The following is a 19,706-nucleotide window of genomic DNA, read 5'->3' as shown; positions in this document are numbered from 1 at the left end:
CCATCACTTATAAATCGAGAAGAGAGATGCGCCGGTGCCGAGAATTGAAGCCAATCCGCTAGAGCGAGCAGATTTTTTGGCGATTTTCGCCTGAGTATCTAGGACGTTAGCCTGATTCTTTAACTGGATTGCCTGCTGTTCACCGTTCCACAGCGTGGTCATGTTATTCAATTGCCCCTGAGCGGCAATATCAGAGATGTTATTAACCACCCCAACATCACTTGCACCACCACCAGAAGCAGCAGCGTTGGCTAATGCGGTAGACTCGGCCTGCCTAGCCTTATCAATCTCCTGACCAGCCTGGACCTGAGCAGAGGCATTGACGTTGTTCGCCTGGCTTCTCAGCGTTGCCGCCTGCTGCCCGTATAAGGCTGCTTGCTGCTTTGCCTGACTGGAGGCGTTGGATGCTCCGAGTAGACCGCCAAGAAGAGTCGCGCCGCCAGCAGCATTTTGTAGCGTAGCGCCCTTAGATAACATAGAACCAATCCCCGAAAGAAAACCGCCGCCTGCTGCGGCAGTTCCTCCGCCGAGGATTGAGCTAATCCCTGCTATTCCTGCTGAGAACGGATCTGCCATATCATTACCTTTTCATTGTTTTCTATTGGTACAAAGCCGAGTCTTTTCAGGAAAGATGGCGCAGTCTTCAACTCGTCACTCACGCGCGCATAAACGGGGGATTTGCTTGTACTTATTATCTCTTTTACAGCCTTCAGTGATCCCTTCCATAAAGAAAATGGAATAGAACTAGCTGATTCCCTCATGTCCATGAACGCGACATGGACTCCATTTCGCCGCATCATCCCCCCCAGAGCTACAGCCTCCCCATCGGTCTCAATGATTACCGCTCTCATGGTGAAAGGGATTGTTGCATACCACTGCCGGATATCTTCAGCGGTCGCGATTCTTAGATTGGTTTTCATGGTGTCACGCCAAAAAAATCCCCGGCGAACCGGGGCTATTTATCATGAGTGGCTATGCCAATTATGGCTGCAAGCACTGTTGCCGGCCGTGGGGCATTGGCAACCAGACAAATGCGAGAGTCGGTATTCCATTCTCCGCCAAACTCCATTGCATCCATGTCGTATGACTCCCATATGTAACCAGGCTGAACCGGCGCACCCTCTTCCTCTCCTGGCATATCATCCAGTCGTTCGAAGTCAGGGCCATACATCAAGCCCTGGGCGTGCGTGTTTCTGAGGATGAAACCGAGCTTGTCTACTCGCTTGCGTTGAGTGAGTGCCGTCCCCATCCCAGCGGCATAGGCCAACTTTGTGCTCTTGTACTTTGACTGATACCCAATTCCAGCAACAACGTTGCTGTATGACGCATTCAGAGTGATAACTCCAGATGCAACAGTGTGGGTACCTATGTCCTTGCCATCAGCCCAAACAACAACATCTTTACCTTCAAGATGTCCCAGTCCGGTTAGTGATGTAATTGGCGCTCCAGAGTGAAAAACATGCGAATCAGCCAGTTTACATAGTTGACCGCCGAAACATTCAGCCTCTTTAGCCCACCGTTCTAGGCAACGCTTACCACCTCTGTTGACGAGATAGTACACCATGTCCTCTACTTGCCCTTCCTCACCAGGCAGGGTCACGACATCTTCGATAACACCGTCTGTTTCCACCTCAACCCAACAGCGCATATCTTCAACCGGGTCTGAAATGTAGATAGCCACAGTCCCATCAGAGCGGACACAGTGGATCCGGTCATCTGGCAGTCGCTGAATATCGACTTTCCTGACGCCAGGTTGCAGAATTTCAGGAGCGAGAGAGGTTAAATCTGAACTCGTATAGTCATAGTAATCACTGGTATATGCCAGCTCATACAGTCGTGTTCCGCTTCGGTGGATGAATATGCCGCGTGAATCGATGACCACCGCACCAGCGATATTACTGCCCCTGGTCGATGGGTATTTAATGTGAAAATTGTCAGGGGTTAAGACCTCACCATATGAAGAAGACTGCACTGATGCTTCGCAACCATCGGTGCCAATCATCAACCTAAGTAAAGGTAGCATCCAGTTGATTGTTGCCACTGGACCTGAGCCGATGCTGCGGTTAATCCCGCTCGCATCCCCGTAAACCAAGTCCTCAGTGTTGTTACCATCATCGAACGAATCATAGGCATCAGAATAGCTGCCAAAAATCCTATCCGCTCCGGCCCACCACAGCCGCCCCTCATATATGGCGACGGCGCTAGGATAGCCTCTGTATGGAGACCATGCGCCTTCATACCAATCAGCGGTGGCATCAGTGTTACCCATGTCAGTGAGCACGATCGCATTTGCGACCGTTGCAGATGTTACTGATATAACCCTTGCTGTACCGGTGTGAGAACCACCAGAGTATTCTAGCGTTAGGCTTATTGAGCCAGAATTATCCACCCAATCACCTGAAGCAATGCCAATTCGGTAATAAATGGTATTGTTGTCAAGGCCGTCATCATAGGTTTCAGAAGTGGTTGTGGTGAATGACTTAACATCTGTCCACGCACCTGGATCACTAACGGATCGCTGTAAAGTGATCTTTCCCGGCGTCCACGGAGTGCCCGGTGAAACGTTTGTTATTTGAATCGTGAACTTTCTGGAGTCATCAATCCCAGTGACCTTGATGTAATCACTCCATTGACCTTCTCCGTTGCCAATGATGGAAACGGTTTGACCTGACGACTCAAGACGGAATAGCGCGCCTACATGATCATCACGGAACAATGGTGATGATGCGGTTAAAGTTATTTGCCCGCTTGTGGCGCTTGGCTTCAGCGTAGTGCCAGTAACGTTAAGTACGTTGTACGGACCGTCATTGGCCTGGTATTTAACTACAGACCACGAGTTACCATCACGCCGCTCTATCCTACGCTGCTGGTAATCGTTACACCCCATGAACAGAACGTCACCACTCTGCGTGTATTGGATGTTAAATAAGTCTGCCTCAATCCATGGTGTCGCGACTTCCATTACACCAGACGCTTCTATAACCACAGAACCAACGAGCACGGGGTACGTAGTCGCGCTTGAAAACTGAATGTAGAAATTACCGGATGGGGTTAGCGTCAGTGAGTTAGCCCCCTCCATAAGGGTGGCGCTAATATAATCATCATCACCTTGAGTCGATCCAACTTTAAGTGTAACCGGACCACGACGGATGTTTATCAAGAGTGAGTGTTGCTTGTTTATGTCACCAGCGGACACAATGACTTGCTGATATCTTATTGCTGATGTTGCCCTATTTCCTGTTAGTTTCATTCCATCAGCCGACCATACAGATTCGGTGTCTGGCTGATCTGCGTCAGTCCATCCGGTTAAGTCGGTTAGAAATGATCCATTGATGATGGTTGTTGAGACAGCGGGGCGAGTTACCAATTCCTCACCTACCCACACCCGCATAACCCCGTCAGTTAATTCAATGAGAGCAGTATCATCTGTGGCGAATACAAACTTGATAAAGCGCGCCAGTTTGTCTCCTTTGGTTCTGCCAATAAACTCGGTTCCAGGGCGCAGCATCATTGAACCAAGGGTGCGCGGCATCCAGTTGCGCTGTATCTCAGCGGATAGCGCGATTTTCTCGATATCAGTACGGGCCAGTGCCAGCGGTGACACAATGCCTCGGTTGAACGCCTGTAATGGAACATTAGCGCGTGGCATAAAAACTCCTACTATCGGAATCGGCGACTGGACAAAAACCTACCGCGTGAACTGACCCACTCACCAGGAGGAATGCGCTTTGACGGCTCCTGAATTGCATCCTTGGTTAGCGCGTCTGCCTTGCACATTTTGTACTCTCTCTTAAGCACATCGAGGTCATTGGCATTTTTTATTCTTGGGGCGATCTCTACTGCGAGATAAGCAGCAATGAACTTCCCGAATGTCTCAGGCCAAAGCGACGTATCAAGACCGAACGCCTTATCGTTAGATACATAACGCAGGTAAATATCCTGTTCATCACAGAACCAGAATCCAACTTCATCCGTATAATTCAATATTGCACTGGTGAAATACTCATCAGAGCAAAAAGACACCGTGCGAACGTAGTCATCTGGCTTATTGAATGCATACCGATAGCCGAATGGAGGCTCTACTGATGGGGAATATGAAAGGCGCTGAGACCGAATGGCAAAATTCCACTGCCCTTGCTCCAGGCAGTATTTTTGCGCATTTACCCATGCGGCATCTAGCAGCCTTCGCGGCTCTCTGTTTTCGGAAAGTGATACAAGCTGGCGTTCTCCAACCAGCCGCAAGGCGTCATTGTACACATTGAGCTGGCTAGGCATGTTATTCCCCTTGAGCTAACAACTTCTCTGCCGCCTCTAGCGCAGCCTCTCGAGAATCGAAGCCATGCTGAATGATTTCTTCATCAGACTTACGGACAATTCGCCACTTATGTTTTCCGGCAAATCCGATTTCATAGGGCGACTCTTTGCTTTTCACTTCACTGCCGGAAAGAGTCACATGTAGATAAAAATGAACCTTCACTGAAGTTTTTGTCAGCCCAGTAACAATACCCTCTGCATAAAACGAGCCATCTTCAGGCAGCAATTCAACTTTGTCGTGGATCTTCAACTCATTTGAAATATGAGCCCATGCTTCTGGATTTTTGAATTCCTCAAAGTCCTGTCCGTGCTTAACAGCAATAGTGAAAGTCGTGCGTACATACTCTGAGGGTTTGATAGTCGAAGGTAAGATTTTCATATCCATCCTATAAAGGGGCCTTCCGGCCCCCATTAAGTTACGCAAGTGCAGTAACCGTCACTGCACCAGTTGATGCGTTAACGGCGGTGACGGATGCCACAGTCAATACCCCACTGGTATCGACAACAGCATTCACAACGTCACCAAGTTTCATGCCGAGCGATTTGCCATTACTGAAATACCCAGCACCAACCACAGTTGCACGAGCATCGGCGGAGATGTAGGACCACACAGCGCCACCGCCCATAATGCGGTCTTGCAACAATGCAGGTGGGTTACTTGTTGAATAGGCCATTTATTCCCCCTTATGCGAATGCAGAGCCATCGTGAATGATTTTGACAACGCCCTTGTTTTGCAGGAGCTTGCCGCCCATGAATGCCGAAGCACGCGCCCAGGAGTAATCCTGCTCTTCGTCATAACCAACCGGCGTTTGCAGTCCCTTGATGTCCATAGCATGGCCGATGGAATTGCGGTGATACATGAAGCAGGTTTCGGCGTTGGTGCCTTTGCCAGGCAGGTTAGGATGCACGATCCAATTCACCCCGGCCCATGTGAACGACTTAAGCGAGCTGTCAGTGGTGGTAAACGGCTTGTTGTTGACGTAATCGACAGAACCGAATTCCTTCGTCTGCATCAAGTACGCTTCTGCTGCCGGGGTGATCAGCGCAAACAGTTGGTTATCTGCCGGGACTTCGTTGTTCCCCAGGATGACCTTTGCTTTCATCGCCAGCGCCAGAGACATAGTTGCGGTAGCGCCCGTGGTCTGAGTAGCGGCCACCAGTTCGCCGATAATGTCCTGGTCAATTTTGCGATTGAGCACGGCCATTGTTGTGCCTTGCATAATGGCGCGTTGGTCGCCCTGGCTGGCAAAGACGTTGTAATTTGTCTTGCGCACCAGATCGTGCCACTCAACCAGCGTTACTGTGTATTGGTTAAGGTTGTCTGCGCGCGCCGGGATCATGCCGTTAACGCCACGCGTCACCGCAGTAGCGCCACCAGAGTCGGCCACCAGGAATACAAACTGGTTTCCCTTTGGAATGCCGTCAGTAATGGTAGTTTGTCGAACCAGTGATTGGTTCTGTTCGAAACCGGCAATGAATTCATTGCGGTATAGTGTTTGAAACGCGGTACTAGCCATTTGTTTGTTTCCTCATCGGTTAAATGTCGCACCGAAGGGGTGTCCTTTCTTCAAGCAATAGAGGGGTGTCCTCAATAAAGAGGGGCCTTTGCCTGTAAAACGGGGCCGTGTGTGCGGTGTTTACTGCTTATTAGGAGTTGAAGCGTTCTTTTGCTTCGAGAAGTTGCATATAGCGATCTTGCATTTTCGAATCTTTGTTGTAGGCAGATCGGTTCTCTTTCATTACTTTCTCTATCTGCTCAATCTCGGTATCAATTGCCGATATGTTGCTTGCCCCAGGAACAACCGTGCCCACAGGGTTAACTTGGCGAGCGAGATCAACGAAGAATTTAGCGACGCCAGGGTTGTTGAATATGGATACGCCGTCAGCGGTTTGCGCGCCCAGGAATAGCTCTTTAGCATCCTGCGGCAAACCTTCCAACATGCCGTTAATCAGATTGATGTTGCGCCGGTACTCAGGGCCCCACTCTTGCCGCAATTCATCTTCCGTGCTTTGCTGGGCGGCAAGGTTACGCTCATGGCGCTCAACCATTTCCTGCTCAATCTGGCGCTGATTCCACTCGATAGCAGCTTGCACATGTTCTTTAGAAACGTTCTTGCTGTGCATCTCAGCCAGGAACGAACCAACGCGCGCCCTGTCCGCATCATCAAACACGATGCCAGATGGCAGCCCATCAAGATAATCATCCGATTTATCCGGAACATCGTTCTCTTTGCGCCAGTTTGCCAACTCTTCATCAGTCGGCTTTTCTGGCAACTTGGCCGCTTTTAATTCTCCAGAACTAAGCTTGGCCTGCAATTCACGATGAGCTTTCGCCAACGCCTCCGGTGATGAGTAGCGCTCCAACTGCTTGCGGTATTTTGCATCATCACCAGCAAGCTGATCGCGCCAGTTGTCAGGGAACTTTTGCGGCGCTTGGACAGGTTCTTTTTCTGGCACATTTAGCACATTGGTTGCCGCATCAGCAGCAGACTGTTGCGCGGGCTCCTGAGCAGGATTTGCACTCACGGCAGGTGCGCCACCAGCGTCACCTTGATCACCGGCTTCGGCGTAGTATTTCAGGAACATGTTTCTAAAAAGCATGGTGTTTCCTCAATAAAAAATCCGCACTAGGCGGATCGTTTAGTAGTTGATTGTTTCTTTCGCTGCTTGGATTGCTCTATCATAGCACCGGGCAGGTTGACCATCTTCACCAACTGAGCGCCAATAAAGCGCTTACCCTCGGCAAATGCTGTGTCTCGCTCACTATCGGGGCGATAGCTAAGGTCGTAATAGCCGGTAATATCCATCAGCGACTTCATGATTAGCTTTTGCTGTTCTTCGCTTGCTGTTCCTGCATTTAATGCCTTGAACGCATACACAACATTCAGGTTGTCAGCCCATAGATAAGGCTCATATGGTGCTGGTGCTTTCGTCATGCCGCCCCCGCGAGTGATTGAACTGACTGAGCGGCGTTTGCCACATCGCTTACCGTTTGAGCACCCTGCTGCAATTGTGCAACCTCTGCTGCTTGCTGTTGCATTGCTTGATTCTGCTGCTGAATCTGTGCCACTTCATCTTCACTGCGTAGCCATTTGGCCGGAGCGCCAGAGCCAGAGATTGCATCGCGGATCATGCCGTTGACATCGACATTTACAGAGCCGGGAGCCTGCTCAAGTTGCGCAGCACCCAGCAGAATCTGTGCAACAGCCTGAGCCTGTCCTTGCTTCTCTTGGCCCAGCGCAGTCTGTAGCGGGCTTTCAAACGTAAACTGAACATCTTCACCCTGTAGCGATTCCGGTATGTCATAGACCGAACCGAACGCCCCGGCCCGCATCAGTTTATTAAACGTCATATCGCACAGGTCGCCGTTGTATTCCGGCTCCATCGGAGAGAATAGTGGCGTTGCCTGCCGAATGTACTCTTGGACACGCTGACTAACTTCATAAGCTGTCATACCGCTGGTATCCGGCAAAGTCAGGCTGTTCAGGTAAAACGCCTGGTGAATCATCGAACGAACATCGTCGCGGATGTTAATACCGGTCGGCAGTGATGTGCTCTTACCAAACTCGGCGATCACGTTACGGATGTCAGTATCCAGCTCGATATCGGCCCACGTAATACCACCTGCCATTAGGTTGAAATCATCGCGGAACACCTCACGACTTGCCACCATTGGCGGATCAACAGCCTTTTCACCAGCCTCAAGCAGCACTCGAGTAATCGATTGAATCAGGCGCGCATCTGGAAGTGCAACGATAGTTGCAGGGGAGTATGCATATTGAGAACCAGACACCGTTTGCCAGCGCGGCAGGCAGTAAATCCTGTCAAATGATGGCGTCTCTTCCATCACGTGTTGATTATCCACGTCGATGTAGATGGAGACGAAAGGCGCATTGAATTTCTTTCCTGTCTGATAGTACTCAGACGGAACAACAATGTGACGACACTTAATCTTCTGGTACGGGTCTTTCTCCAACGCACCATTTACTTTCTGCGCCACGTTATTGCCAAACAGATGTTTTAAATCACGCGCTGTTGGCTCCCACTTGCGATGAATAGTATCAATCGCACTGTCTGCATTTTCACACCAAGCCAAATCTCGAAGGTGCCAGCAACGATATAAAAGTCCATCGGCGTTTCTGTTTAGCTCAACGCTGATGGCACACTGCCCGAATGCCGCGTAATCGTGATCACCTTGTTTTGTGGCTTTCACAAACTGTGTGCGTTTGTCATACATGGCGCGATATTGAATATCTCTTGCCCATTCGAGCCAGACTTTAGCTGACTGATTCGGTGAGTTTTCACCAACGGAGAGATTGAACCATTTCCCCCGGCGCAACATCGTAGAGAATGCATCGCCCAACTCGCGGCGGGCCAGCGTCGGATAAGAAGTCATTAGGTGATCGGCGAACTCAGACCCAAGAGATCGGCACAGCGTAAAATCAGCGCGTTCCGGGTAGAAGTTTTCTGCGATTTCTTGCCAGAGCGACAGCAAAGTCGTTTTCTTTCCGAACAGGAAATCGCCCTGTTTTATCAACTCACTCGCTCTGCTATCCATCATCAGCCACCTAATCGATTACTTCCACCGGTTAAAATTGTGCTTTCCCGTCCGCCACGCTGTTGCTGGGCGATAATGCTCTTTCTCCTGGCCGCTCTTACCGCTTCAGTATCTGCGGTCGGCATCTCAGTTTCAGGCTCGGATGCCACTGTGACATTAGTAGAACCGCTATTGGTACCCAGGATTGAACCAACAACATTGCCCACAGCCTTGGCTACACCACCCATAATCATTTCCTCTTCATTTTCGAATGCCCTAGATTTACTACGGGCGTACTATTTCTGGAGCGGACTTTGTATCCGCCCCTTACGTTTGATTGTTTTTCGCCATCGAACCACGACATAACCACTGCGTCGCCGTCATCAGTAGATCTACCCAGGCGAGCCTTTAGTTTTTCTTTCGACTCAAGTTGGATTACCCCACCATCGTGAGAGCGCTTAACTTCATACGTTGGCGCCGTCAGGTCTGAAAGGAGCGTTTGATCGTTTGGGAGCGCAACTTGAGAGCCGCCAGGCTGATCAGGATTGAGAGCGTCTCGTAGAGACCAGTAAGCCTCTGTTCGAATATTATAAAACTTGAGCTTTTTATCTTGTGTGCGCCTAACTGATGGCTTGATACCCATGTATGAGACGGCATCGACGCCATTCTCGCGTAGATGAGCGTATGCATCACCGCCCCACCCACCACCAATATCGATAATTACCTTTGCACCATCGCGTCGCTTAGATATCACAAGGCCCGCGACATCTGTTCCGCCAGGCGTTTCCTTGCCTGGAACCTTGACCAATGAGGCAAACCAAGAATCATGCCTAATTGCCAGTACTGTGTTGTCTGCTCCACCTTGAGCTACATCGACGCCGATAGCGGACATAGGAACTCCTAGTGGTGGCTGTGATGTCCACCTAGCCATCGCTGCCTGAACCCATGCTGTAGGTATGCATTGGTATGGGTCATCTTCCAAGGAAGCCTGGAACCGCCCATCGCGGTATGCGTCACGCAACTCCTTTGGTAGAAGGTTAAGCGTTCTGGAATACTCGCCATCGGCAGACAGGTCCGGGTTGTCACTCAGCCTGGCCGGAATGAAGGTGCGGGACTTGGCTTCAATTGGCGAACCGTCAGGAGCATATCCATGCGGACCCCTTCCATCCACTTCAACCTCTTCACCCTGTTCGTTACGAATGTACCAGCGCAACTCCCCAGGGTTAGCTGGATTAGGATGATTTGGATCAAGCCATGCACCCCATCTGCGTATAACCCACAGCCCTGTAGCGCTTGTTGGAGGGTTGCCTGTTGCTACAACTCGGCAACGCTGCCCCTTTGTTGCTGAGCGGTTCCAGATGGTAATAAATTCGAACTGCGTTTCACTAAAGTCGGTGACCTCGTCAAAACAAATAAGGTCATGCGGGTCGCCCTTATAGCGCTGCTTATCAACTTCCATCTCGCAGCCGCCATACTGAATCAGCTTTTTTCCATCACGCCATACCAGATCTGAACCGTTCCAACCATCTCGTGAGCCATTAAATAATCGCCCAATTAGCTCAGCCTCCGCGAGTTTCTTAGCATCCTCACGAATGCGGCGCAGTATCAACGAACGCTCATGAGACGTAACAGCCAGGCCATTAATCAGCGCCGACTTACCTCCGCCAGCCTGACCACCGTAGAACAATTCATCAGCCTCGCAGTAATACGCTTCTGTCTGCGGACCAGGATTTGGCACCCACAACATACTCCCTGTCGCCGACATCACTTCTTTCTCGACCTCTGCCAGTTGCGCAGGGTTAAGCCCTGAAAGCCGATTTAGCACTTCGTCAAAGGAGACGAGAATGTTAGCCATTCTGGTTTTCCTTCATTGATTTTGTGAACACGAAAGCAACCCGGCGAGCCAGATCATTGATATTTGCAGTCTTGCCGTCATCAGGGTTAGTTGGTGCGACTTCGGTATCAAGTCCGTAAGCCTGTCTTTCAAGTGTTACAAGCGTCTTGAGTGAGTCAGCAAGATCTTTCATGGTCTTGGTTCGACCAGCCATGCTGATGACCTTTTGGTATAGGGCGTTGAGTCTATTCTGACCCTTGTCATCTTCGTCACGAAGCATTTCGCCAAGTTGCTCAAATAGCTCGATGTTGTCAGTTGACGCCTCCAGCTCTCCGAGTAGCTTCATCACGACATTACGGGAGCGAGATATATCCTTACGGTGTGACAACCGAATGTTGGCGATAACCTCAGCATTAGCCTCGACTATCTCCCTTTCGGTCTTTTTGGTTTCCACGGTAACTTCGCTGGTAATCTCCCGAGTGGTAACCAGCGCTTCGGCCTTGGCTTTAATCTTTGCAGATAAATCTCGCGACCAATCGTCACGCTTTGCCCGCTTCATGATTGCTACATGGCTTATGCCGTGTGTTGCTGCGATTTCACGGACAGAGAAGAGCCCAGCCCGGTAATCACGCTCTATCGATTCCCAGTCAGTTTTTTTCTTTGCCATATTGCGCCTATGTGATGATGAAATTCATTTGCTGAACGTCTGTTAATTCGGTGATTTAGAATAATTCTCTGAAAAATGGTTATCCAACCCGTGACGGCACATAGACTTCATGCTGAAATATCGAGCACTCTCGGGAGAATGCCCTGGATTTCTTCATTTCTTCATTTCTTCATTTCTTCATTTCTTCTTGGGCTGGTACTTCATCGCCCATGCCTTGGCTATGCGCAAGCAATCGTCAAACATCTTCCCCTTCCCTGATGCTGAGCTTGAACAGCGGTAGTGGTCTAGCGCCCTGTCTGCCCCCTTCAGGGCGACCGATGGCTCATAGCCCTGCTTCACCAGTTCAGCGACCACATGCTTTTCAATGAATGCGATATGATTCACGATGGCGATCTCCTTTATTCAAACAAGACATCGCTGAATTTCAGGCTTGCCCATTCGCTTTCTGGTGGCAAAACAAGCATGCCTCGCTCATCTTTAACGCCGACATCCATTAGGGTATCGCCGTATTGGTGCATTAATGCATTCATGTACCGGACACCTCGACGATTCAACATAGGGGCTTTACCCCCACAGATGATGGCGCGAGGATCAGGTGTCAAAGTAAACGGCTCAAGCAAACGAAGACAAAATGCCGCCCTTTTCGGCGGCGATATTTTCGATAAGTGGTCATCAAGGAAACCACAAAGAAAATAGCGGCAGACTTCGATATCACCAGCCTGATAGCGGTATACCGGGCGACGGTTAGTTGCCATCAGGTGGTACATGTAGGCATCCGCGACGCGCCAGCAAAAGCATTCGGGAGCAGGAATATTGCTCATGGTCTCCCCCTTAAAATGTCAGTAACAATTGAGCTTCTTCAATCAGCACTTTGATTTTCTTCGCATGTGCCGCCTTAATGCCTTTCCACTCGTTCAATCCCGTGCCAAACACGCTGGCAACGGCTTTGTCACTTTTTAATTCAGCGCAAGCTGCATTGAGTTCTTGCATAACGCTACGCTTACGGGGATTAATGACTTGTCCTTTTGTCCAGTATTCATAGAGAACGTCATCGCATTCCTCTTGATACTGAACAACTTTGTCGCGGATTTCGGACTTGACCTTGTTCGGGTTAATTGTTTGAAGCCAACCAGCTAGTTTACGCAGCGGAAGACAAAGCATTTTTCGTGTTCTACCGTCTTCTGCAACCATTGTGATTTCCGCAATAGTTGTATTAAATCGTTGTTTTAACTTTGTAAATTGAGATGCCCAATCCATCTCCATACCCTCAACAATAGGTTTCATCGGGGTATAGGGTTCGCCGTTACAGTTGACGACATACAGAGCATTTCCATGAAACGGAACGGTGATTGTTTGCACAGTGCTTATCCTTACTTAGTAATGAACCTTTGGCGCATAGGAAATCAGCCCGTCGAAGGCAGCACTAGCCAGCTGCTTCCTCAAAGGCTCATTCCTAAACAAGGTCCGACGTGTGATGGGTGCATGCACTGCACCGATGAAAAAGGCCCGGATTAACCGAGCCTCAACGCTTCTCTTTCGCTTTTTGTCATACTAAGCCGCCAGTCGGTGTTGTTCTTCAATCAATGGCTGGCGATGGTTTTTGTTGAATATTCCCATCAGCGTGGCCTTGCGTTGTTCAAAGTCCCAAGCCATGCTGATGAACACCGTGTTTGCGCGCTGTAATTCGGTAATGCAGTGAATCTGCTCAGGGGTCAGGTAGTCGCGGATACTCTCCTGCTTACCTATTTCATGGTGGACTCGAAATTTTGCAGATGTCATACCAAGTGCAATGCAGTTTATTAAATCTGCTTCGTTGCTGAAATGGTGTGGGGCAATCTGCTTTCCCTGAGCCTCGCGCTCATGCTTGATAGCGTCAGTCATTGGCTTGTACTCAAGCCTGGCAGTATTGCGATCCACCTTTTTGCTGGCAAGCGCGGAGCGCATGCGGAAGAACTCGAACACTAACCGCTTCTTGAACGATCTGACGACGTTGTTATTTCTCATGTACGTAATTAACAGCGTCGTTTGCTGCTCGTTCAATAGTGCCACACGAACCTTGGCGTTGTTGTAACCAGCCCGGATTTCAAATCCGACCTTTCCGAACTCTTCAAGGTCTGCCTTATTGCGGTCTACCAGCTTAATGATGGTATCGTGATCGCGCCCAACTCCATCAGCAATAGCGATAGTGTTGGTTACAAGGTCGAGTTTCTTGATTTCAACTAATTGCATGGTGATCACCTTTCAAAAAAGAGACCTCTGCTCACCAGAACGGCCATACCCGAGCGCACCATGCTGCGATGGCGTTCTCAGAGGTCGCTTTTGTGAATGGTCTCGGGGTTGGGATGCGCGGTGAGTGCGCCAGAGATATTACGGACACAAAAATCTATGGTCACCCCCATTTTTGCAACACTGATTTTTGACTAATGGTGGGCTTGCTTCAATCTATCCGGCGTCTCTGTGGGCGAGATGCCCGCGCCTCGATGAGTTCCGCGCCTGGTGAACCTGAAAAAGCCCTCGGCTTCAGTGAGCCATTTTTGTCGTCAGGTTTTTCAGCAGGCCGATATGCCGTTCATGTCATCAATAATCAGTCTTCGCAAAACCAGATAGGTAACTGCTGTTTAATTACTTAATAATCAGTCTGTTGATTTAGTTCTACATAACATCAGGCCTGATATTCATTGTGATTAGTTGTGATTGACCAGGCTATTCGCGCCAGTTTGTTTGCCAGAGCACAGGCGACAATATTTGAATGTTTGTTATCGAGTTGCCCCCGAACCCATTCAGCAAGCCTGCCCTGCTGATATTCAAGTCGCATCATGAACGAGCGGGCACATTGAACCAGAAGTTTGCGTAAATTTTTATCACCTCGTTTGCTTATCCCCAGCAGAGTCGGTTTGCCTCCTGTGCTGTATTGTCGCGGTACAAGCCCTGTGGAAGCCGCAAAATCCCTGCTACATGAAAATTGTTTTCCATCGCCGAACTGTGATGAAAGTAAGCTGGCAGTAATCGGGCCGACGCCTGGAATTGTCATAATTCGCTGTGCAGTATCATCAGCTTTGATTGACTGATTTAATTCTGATTCCAGCGCTGTTATTTGCTCGACAAGGTAAAGATAGTGGGCATGTAACTTCATCAGCAGACGGCTCATGTATGCGGGGATTTCGTGCTCAGCCAGCACCAGAGACAGTCGCTTTATTACCGCCTCGCCGATTGGCAGGCTTATCCCAAACTCCAGCAGAAAACCGTGGATCTGGTTAGTGGTTTTTACTTTATCTCTGATAAGAGATTCCCTGACCCGATGCAGTGCTCGCATCGCCTGCTGAACCTCCGTTTTCGGCTGAACAAAACGCATTGACGGCCGGGATGCGGCTTCACATATCGCCTCTGCATCAACAAAATCATTTTTATTGCCCTTGACAAACGGGCGCACAAATTGCGGAGAGATAAGTTTTGCTTCATGGCCGCTATCATTGATACGCCGCGCCATAAAGTGTGCACCGGCACAAGCTTCCATAACAACAACCGAGGGCGGGCACGTCGCCAAAAACTGCATTAGCTTTGTGCGCGTAAACTTCTTACGCAGAAGCGCTTTACCTGACTTATCCTGGCAATGAATATGAAAAGAATGTTTACCGAGATCGATACCAATAAGAGTAACGTTTTGCATGATGGCCTCTCCTGAAAGAAAAACACCCTGCCAGCGTACCGCTCACAGAGTGGGGGTGACCATCTCATTAAGCCCGGATTAACCGAGGCTCATTGTTTGGTTTATACGAATGTTCCTTGATTTTTACCACCCTTTATGGTCGTTACGGGAATTCCCGTATCGCTCAATAAATTGATGAGGTCCTTGGTTTGTTTAAGACGCATCCAATCATGCGGATCATTACGGCGTTCCGAGCCAGCAGCCTTATGTAAATCATTCAGGCAATAGCGACCATCCTTGTCTTGCTTAACGGCAACATCAGAAATTACTAATTGCATATCGATATTTCCTATAGAAAACGAGCCTGTCTCACAGAAAAGCCGCCCGAGAGAGGTTGCCACCACCTTGACTTCTTTCAACCATACGGATTTCAAATCCGAGTGGCCCGAACTCTTCCAGATCGGCTTTATTGTGGTCAACAAGCTTGATGATGGTGTCATGATCTTTCTTAACACCTTCAGCAATCGCCATAGTATTCGCTACAAGATCAAGTTTCTTTATTTCAACTAATTGCATCGCTTATTTCCTTTTGGTGATAGAGCCTGCCTCGTAGACATGAGTGGCCCAAGAGTGGTTAGCGATGAAACCGCCACTCTGTCTCAGGCTCATATCCCGAAAGACTCTTGGTTTTATGCGCACGAGGATGCGCAGGCGAAAAAAAGCCCCGGACGATGCCGAGGCTCATTGTTTGGTTTCGCAGCCTTGCCACTTCTTCACAGAGTTGCACAGCTACTTGGCAGGTAAATTCTTCCGGGATCCTTCGATTTCACGAATGCTTCGCTTGTCGGCGTTACACTTCTCAATAACGGTCAGCAGTTCTTCATTCAGCGCTACACTCTTGCCGTAGTTCATTTGATACGGAATTTTTGGTGCTGGACAGTCCTGTAAAAGTTCAGCGGGGATGGGGACTACTGGAGCCATTACGAATTCTGTCCGCGTGCTCTCGCAGCTTGCTAACGACATCATCAGGAACAGGCCGACTAGCACACTCATCAGTCGATAACTTTTCACGAATGTAAACCACGGTAGTTTCAGACCGCCGCTGTATCTGCTGTTTTTCATCGTGATTGGCCCGCGTGATGGCGTTGAAGATACGCATTGACTGGATCACATTTCCAGCGATAGTTTCGGCCTGCTGTTGTTTCCGCTCTGCTGCTTCGAGTTCTTTCGCTTTATCACTGTATTTGTCGTGGTAGTAGTAGACGCCGAATGACAGTGCGGTAATGAGAGCAACGAGAACGGCGATCACTGTAGCCCTGATAGACATAGTTCGCGCTCCTTCTCGCGCCGAGCAACGAGGCCAGGAAGAACTTTACCGCCGCTATATACCCAACGCGGGAACTGCTCACACGCTGCCTGAATTTTTCCTGCACGGAATAACTGGAACATGGTTGAAGCCTGAATCTTTGGACAGCCAGCATTAAAAGCAATGCTCACTGCTGCGCTGAATGCGTTATCTGGCAACTTTTTCCCACCGGCGTATTTATCAACACACCTTTCAGCCTCAAGGATGTTTTTCTGCCAGTCCGCTGCGATTTGCCCGTCCGTCTTACGGGTGCCATCGACAACGCCATGCGTATTGCCAATGCCATCAGTCAAAATACCGGCTGGGCATAGGTAAGGGTCACGGCGACATGATTCGGCATTGCCGATAAGCTCCAGGCCAGCTTTGTTGGTTCGCACTTGGCCGTTGTTCATCACTATTCCTATGATCACTCCGACAGAGCACACTACACCGGCTGCAATTTCTCTTTTACTCCTACGCCTCATACCCCGCCTTTTTCCCTCAACTGGTATTCCTTCCTACGGTAGTACCAGTTGATAGCAAAGGTGCCGATTGTGCAGACCATGCCGACGATGATCGCCCAATCACCGAGCGTTAACCCGGCCATTTTGTTTGCAAGCAACCATACGCTCTCTTTAGTTGATGCGGCGTAGGCTCTGGCAGATGCACCAAGGCCCATTAAGCCCGTCCCGGTTCCGTATGAAAGCCTGCTGTAGATAGTGCTCATTCGTGTCATAGCCTCACCTCCCAACAGGGATGGCGCTGTGTATTATTGAAAGGGGAAAAAAAGGCCGAGCAATTAGCTCAGCCTTGAATGTGGTGGAACCCGATAGAATCGAACTATTTCCTGATGCTCTTCAGACATCCGCGCGAACTATCTACGCCAGAGTTCCAGATGCAAAAAGCCCCAGCTGTTAGGCTGGGGCCTGAATTGGCACCGCCCCTTTCAGGCGGTTTGACGGAGTATTGTCCGTTAACAAGACCTCTCAGCCTATGCGGCGGGAGTAGCATAGCCATCGGCTGAACATACCCGCTTGGCGGTTCAATGGTGAGCGCCGCCTCGTTTATCTCACCACCTAAATACTGCCGCCGAAACTTAAGAGTCACGAACGGCAGCTTAGGTTTAATTATGGGTAAATGGGTAAAAGCTGTCAAGTGCTTTCAAGCAACATGCTTAACTTTAGCTACACGTTTACGACTTTTAAACGCATTTCGCAGTGGAGTGTAGAGAATATACAGCGTAGCCTCCAGTATCTGTGAAATCTCTTTCCTCAGCGCTTCCTCTGACGGCTTACGCCACCCCTCACCCAATCTCCCCCTGTCGATTTTGCGTGGCCTTGCGGCTTTGTGATAGTACGATGCAATTGCTCGCTTAGATGATCCGTGAGCGTAGTAGCTGAGAAGAATACCGAGCGCCCTTGTGTCAATGCGCATTACGGAATCTACGACCTGAGAAATCAACATCCCGTCATCATCGTTGCACATGGGCCTACTCATCACCCTGCTTGGCTCTACTCTCTCCATGAACTGCGCAATTACGCTGCTTTGCCGCTTCTCTAGCCTCCCTGAATAAACCCACGCGCCCCATAATTCCAACCACCCTTCAATCCATCGATGCTGGTCATCCGTGAGCTTAAGTTCAGCTATTGGCATTTCTTCCTCCGAGGACTGGCATCCCAGCACTGATAATGCGTTGGCTGGATAGTTGGGGTGATTGGGGTGAAGAGTGAGAAAATGTAGGTAAGGAGTTTCATGCATCCCCCTCAGTATTTACCGTGCCGAACCTGTCCTGACGTGTGCTGTAAGTAACCTCTCCTTTTGCTTTATCTTCACGCAGCACATGCAGCCGGTGGCGGAATTGCGTAACGACAAAGTGAGAGGGCCAGCGCTTTCCGTTAATGTGTTTTTGAATTGCTGCATCATGCCGTTCTCTGGCGTGATTTATCGCTGCGTTGATATTGGTAAACATCAGGCTGCCTCCAATTCAGTGATGACGACATCCAGACTGCCTCCACGCTCTTGCTGCCCGCGCCTCACTCTAAAATCGTCTATCTGTTCGTCATCCAGCATGAACCTAGCGTGAGTGAGCGAATCGAAAACCGCCTTTTGCAGGTTGTCGAGGTCACGGCGTCGTTTGTCTGGAGCGTTGGCGATGATGGAAATTTTCAGTCTTGCGGGAGTGTTGATATCAAGGTGTTGCTGCTGGATTATCTGGATGATGCTTTGTCGGTATGCTGTGCCTTTCTTGCTGATGTAGTGCCGATGTCGTGCGTGTCGCCAGTAGGTGTTTAACGATGGTGGCCACGGCAGTTTCAGGTGATATTCGGTCATCGCTTAATCTTCCCCTCCTCTAGCAAAACGGCCTGCGTCCTGATAATGCCCTCAAGATGATGCAGTCGGGCATATTCAGCATCGGTGATACGCGTACGGCGGTCTATTTCGTCGTGACAGGCAGAACAGGCCCATGCGCCAAAAAGGTCGTCAGGCTTCATTCCCGTTCCACACAATCCCGCCATGCGAAAATGCGCCAGCACTACAGTTTCAGCGTTGCCGTTACAGATACCCGGGAGCCTCACCTGACACTCTCGACCTCTGGCCTCTTTTCCAAGATTCGCCATATCTACCTCCACATTTTGTTAACCATTGAGCGTGGCGTTGGTTTGAGGTACTGCTGTTCGGGAAGGGTGACAACGACATCCCAATATTTCGGGTCGCTGCTCAGTGACCTGACAGCGCGATAACCCTTGTCTTCGTAGTGCTTGATTAGATGTTCCGCTTCTTCAGGGGTTAACCCGTCGTACTTGAAAGGCATGTTCTTCATCCCACTCTCCCAAAATAATCCCCTGAATAACGCACCTCGCGCAGCCTGACGCCGTTGCCGACCGACCAGGCCTGGGCGTACTCAATCAAACTGTTCATGCGCTTTACGCCCATCTGAGCCGTGCTCTCGCGGAGGCTGCAAAACTCCCCCTCCAGCCCCGTAACCACTTCTCCCGGCCTGCCGGTAGCGATGGCATGTCCCGAGACAAACAGCGCCTTCCAGTCCAGCAGCGGGCGCAGTTTATCTGCCCACACCACCTGACGCGAAACATCGGTGCATAACGCATGGAACAGGTCGTTCTGCGGTAATGTCCGTTTAGCATCGTTGATGGTGATTTCGAGGGGGCGGTGTGGGTCGGTGGGCAAGGAATCAATAAACGCTTTCAGGTTTTGGCGTATTCGCTCATCACGCAGCAGGAAGCGTGTTTTATCCATCACCCACCTCTGAATTTACACACCCAAACAAAAAGGGCTGCCATTGCCAGCAGCCCCACGATGCATTCTGTTAGATATGCGGTCATGCCTATTTCCCTCGCTGTTTT

At 49.9% G+C, this 19,706-nt stretch carries 29 protein-coding genes and 1 tRNA gene; all 30 read right to left on the bottom strand.

Translation table 11 applies throughout. The annotated features are described in order from the left end of the window. Positions 1–3 precede the first annotated feature (3 nt). Positions 4–576, bottom strand: coding sequence for a hypothetical protein (locus ACWWJF_RS00410; protein ID WP_455868360.1), 573 nt, complete (start codon positions 574–576; stop codon positions 4–6). After that, positions 549–920, bottom strand: a complete 372-nt coding sequence (locus ACWWJF_RS00405; protein ID WP_455868359.1) for a hypothetical protein — start codon at positions 918–920, stop codon at positions 549–551. Before ACWWJF_RS00405 ends, ACWWJF_RS00410 begins: the two co-directional genes overlap by 28 nt. A 35-nt stretch (positions 921–955) precedes the next feature. Next, a complete protein-coding gene (locus ACWWJF_RS00400) occupies positions 956–3,604 on the bottom strand; it encodes a hypothetical protein (RefSeq protein ID WP_455868358.1) in 2,649 nt (882 codons plus the stop codon). Positions 3,605–3,660: 56 nt separating this feature from the next. After that, a complete protein-coding gene (locus ACWWJF_RS00395) occupies positions 3,661–4,275 on the bottom strand; it encodes a hypothetical protein (RefSeq protein ID WP_455868357.1) in 615 nt (204 codons plus the stop codon). Between the two features lies 1 nt (position 4,276). After that, positions 4,277–4,699 (bottom strand): hypothetical protein, encoded by a 423-nt coding sequence (locus ACWWJF_RS00390; protein WP_455868356.1) that lies wholly within the window; start codon positions 4,697–4,699, stop codon positions 4,277–4,279. A 31-nt stretch (positions 4,700–4,730) separates the two neighbouring features. After that, complete coding sequence (locus ACWWJF_RS00385) at positions 4,731–4,988, bottom strand: hypothetical protein (RefSeq protein WP_455868355.1); 258 nt, start codon at positions 4,986–4,988, stop codon at positions 4,731–4,733. 10 nt (positions 4,989–4,998) lie between these two features. Then, entirely contained in the window at positions 4,999–5,832 is an 834-nt protein-coding gene (locus ACWWJF_RS00380) for a phage capsid protein (protein WP_455868354.1), read from the bottom strand. Positions 5,833–5,962: 130 nt separating this feature from the next. Next, positions 5,963–6,916, bottom strand: coding sequence for a hypothetical protein (locus ACWWJF_RS00375; protein ID WP_455868353.1), 954 nt, complete (start codon positions 6,914–6,916; stop codon positions 5,963–5,965). A 26-nt stretch (positions 6,917–6,942) separates the two neighbouring features. Continuing rightward, a complete protein-coding gene (locus ACWWJF_RS00370; RefSeq protein ID WP_455868352.1) occupies positions 6,943–7,251 on the bottom strand; it encodes a hypothetical protein in 309 nt (102 codons plus the stop codon). Beyond that, positions 7,248–8,876: a portal protein gene (locus tag ACWWJF_RS00365; RefSeq protein ID WP_455868351.1), complete on the bottom strand. Its 1,629-nt coding sequence runs from the start codon at positions 8,874–8,876 to the stop codon at positions 7,248–7,250. Before ACWWJF_RS00365 ends, ACWWJF_RS00370 begins: the two co-directional genes overlap by 4 nt. Further along, positions 8,876–9,100, bottom strand: coding sequence for a hypothetical protein (locus tag ACWWJF_RS00360; protein ID WP_195316236.1), 225 nt, complete (start codon positions 9,098–9,100; stop codon positions 8,876–8,878). Before ACWWJF_RS00360 ends, ACWWJF_RS00365 begins: the two co-directional genes overlap by 1 nt. 2 nt (positions 9,101–9,102) lie before the next feature. Further along, entirely contained in the window at positions 9,103–10,707 is a 1,605-nt protein-coding gene (locus ACWWJF_RS00355) for a terminase (RefSeq protein ID WP_455868350.1), read from the bottom strand. Beyond that, on the bottom strand, positions 10,700–11,353 hold the full coding sequence (locus ACWWJF_RS00350; RefSeq protein ID WP_455868349.1) for a hypothetical protein: 654 nt from the start codon (positions 11,351–11,353) through the stop codon (positions 10,700–10,702). Before ACWWJF_RS00350 ends, ACWWJF_RS00355 begins: the two co-directional genes overlap by 8 nt. Before the next feature lie 177 nt (positions 11,354–11,530). Then, positions 11,531–11,737, bottom strand: coding sequence for a hypothetical protein (locus ACWWJF_RS00345; protein ID WP_455868348.1), 207 nt, complete (start codon positions 11,735–11,737; stop codon positions 11,531–11,533). 14 nt (positions 11,738–11,751) lie between these two features. Then, positions 11,752–12,174, bottom strand: coding sequence for a hypothetical protein (locus tag ACWWJF_RS00340; protein ID WP_455868347.1), 423 nt, complete (start codon positions 12,172–12,174; stop codon positions 11,752–11,754). 10 nt (positions 12,175–12,184) lie between these two features. Beyond that, positions 12,185–12,712, bottom strand: a complete 528-nt coding sequence (locus ACWWJF_RS00335) for a phage antirepressor N-terminal domain-containing protein (RefSeq protein WP_455868346.1) — start codon at positions 12,710–12,712, stop codon at positions 12,185–12,187. A 192-nt stretch (positions 12,713–12,904) separates the two neighbouring features. After that, positions 12,905–13,582: a Rha family transcriptional regulator gene (locus tag ACWWJF_RS00330; protein ID WP_455868345.1), complete on the bottom strand. Its 678-nt coding sequence runs from the start codon at positions 13,580–13,582 to the stop codon at positions 12,905–12,907. A 433-nt stretch (positions 13,583–14,015) separates the two neighbouring features. After that, positions 14,016–15,020, bottom strand: a complete 1,005-nt coding sequence (locus tag ACWWJF_RS00325; RefSeq protein WP_455868344.1) for an IS110 family RNA-guided transposase — start codon at positions 15,018–15,020, stop codon at positions 14,016–14,018. Between the two features lie 101 nt (positions 15,021–15,121). Beyond that, positions 15,122–15,337, bottom strand: coding sequence for a KilA-N domain-containing protein (locus ACWWJF_RS00320; protein ID WP_455868343.1), 216 nt, complete (start codon positions 15,335–15,337; stop codon positions 15,122–15,124). A 31-nt stretch (positions 15,338–15,368) separates the two neighbouring features. Continuing rightward, the gene (locus ACWWJF_RS00315; RefSeq protein WP_455868342.1) at positions 15,369–15,575 is read right to left on the bottom strand and encodes a hypothetical protein; all 207 of its coding nucleotides are present in this window, start codon (positions 15,573–15,575) and stop codon (positions 15,369–15,371) included. 213 nt (positions 15,576–15,788) lie between these two features. Next, positions 15,789–15,980 carry an Rz1-like lysis system protein LysC gene (gene lysC / locus ACWWJF_RS00310; RefSeq protein ID WP_455868341.1) on the bottom strand — a complete coding sequence of 64 codons (192 nt, stop codon included), beginning with the start codon at positions 15,978–15,980 and terminating at the stop codon, positions 15,789–15,791. Continuing rightward, positions 15,952–16,326, bottom strand: a complete 375-nt coding sequence (locus ACWWJF_RS00305) for a hypothetical protein (RefSeq protein WP_455868340.1) — start codon at positions 16,324–16,326, stop codon at positions 15,952–15,954. The genes lysC and ACWWJF_RS00305 overlap by 29 nt, the downstream gene beginning before the upstream one ends. Then, entirely contained in the window at positions 16,305–16,829 is a 525-nt protein-coding gene (locus ACWWJF_RS00300; protein ID WP_455868339.1) for a lysozyme, read from the bottom strand. The genes ACWWJF_RS00305 and ACWWJF_RS00300 overlap by 22 nt, the downstream gene beginning before the upstream one ends. After that, positions 16,826–17,080 (bottom strand): phage holin, encoded by a 255-nt coding sequence (locus ACWWJF_RS00295; protein ID WP_455868338.1) that lies wholly within the window; start codon positions 17,078–17,080, stop codon positions 16,826–16,828. Before ACWWJF_RS00295 ends, ACWWJF_RS00300 begins: the two co-directional genes overlap by 4 nt. A gap of 81 nt (positions 17,081–17,161) precedes the next feature. After that, positions 17,162–17,237: transfer RNA gene (locus ACWWJF_RS00290), tRNA-Phe, on the bottom strand. A gap of 268 nt (positions 17,238–17,505) precedes the next feature. Next, entirely contained in the window at positions 17,506–17,997 is a 492-nt protein-coding gene (locus ACWWJF_RS00285; RefSeq protein ID WP_455868373.1) for an antiterminator Q family protein, read from the bottom strand. Between the two features lie 97 nt (positions 17,998–18,094). Further along, the gene (locus tag ACWWJF_RS00280; protein ID WP_455868337.1) at positions 18,095–18,313 is read right to left on the bottom strand and encodes a hypothetical protein; all 219 of its coding nucleotides are present in this window, start codon (positions 18,311–18,313) and stop codon (positions 18,095–18,097) included. Beyond that, a complete protein-coding gene (locus ACWWJF_RS00275; protein WP_455868336.1) occupies positions 18,313–18,675 on the bottom strand; it encodes a RusA family crossover junction endodeoxyribonuclease in 363 nt (120 codons plus the stop codon). Before ACWWJF_RS00275 ends, ACWWJF_RS00280 begins: the two co-directional genes overlap by 1 nt. After that, positions 18,672–18,962, bottom strand: coding sequence for a DUF1364 domain-containing protein (locus ACWWJF_RS00270; protein ID WP_455868335.1), 291 nt, complete (start codon positions 18,960–18,962; stop codon positions 18,672–18,674). The genes ACWWJF_RS00275 and ACWWJF_RS00270 overlap by 4 nt, the downstream gene beginning before the upstream one ends. 199 nt (positions 18,963–19,161) lie before the next feature. Continuing rightward, positions 19,162–19,599, bottom strand: coding sequence for a recombination protein NinB (locus ACWWJF_RS00265; protein WP_455868334.1), 438 nt, complete (start codon positions 19,597–19,599; stop codon positions 19,162–19,164). Positions 19,600–19,706 lie beyond the last annotated feature (107 nt).

It is taken from the genome of Symbiopectobacterium sp. Eva_TO (genome assembly GCF_053848865.1).
This window is presented reverse-complemented; position numbering and strand designations above follow the sequence as displayed.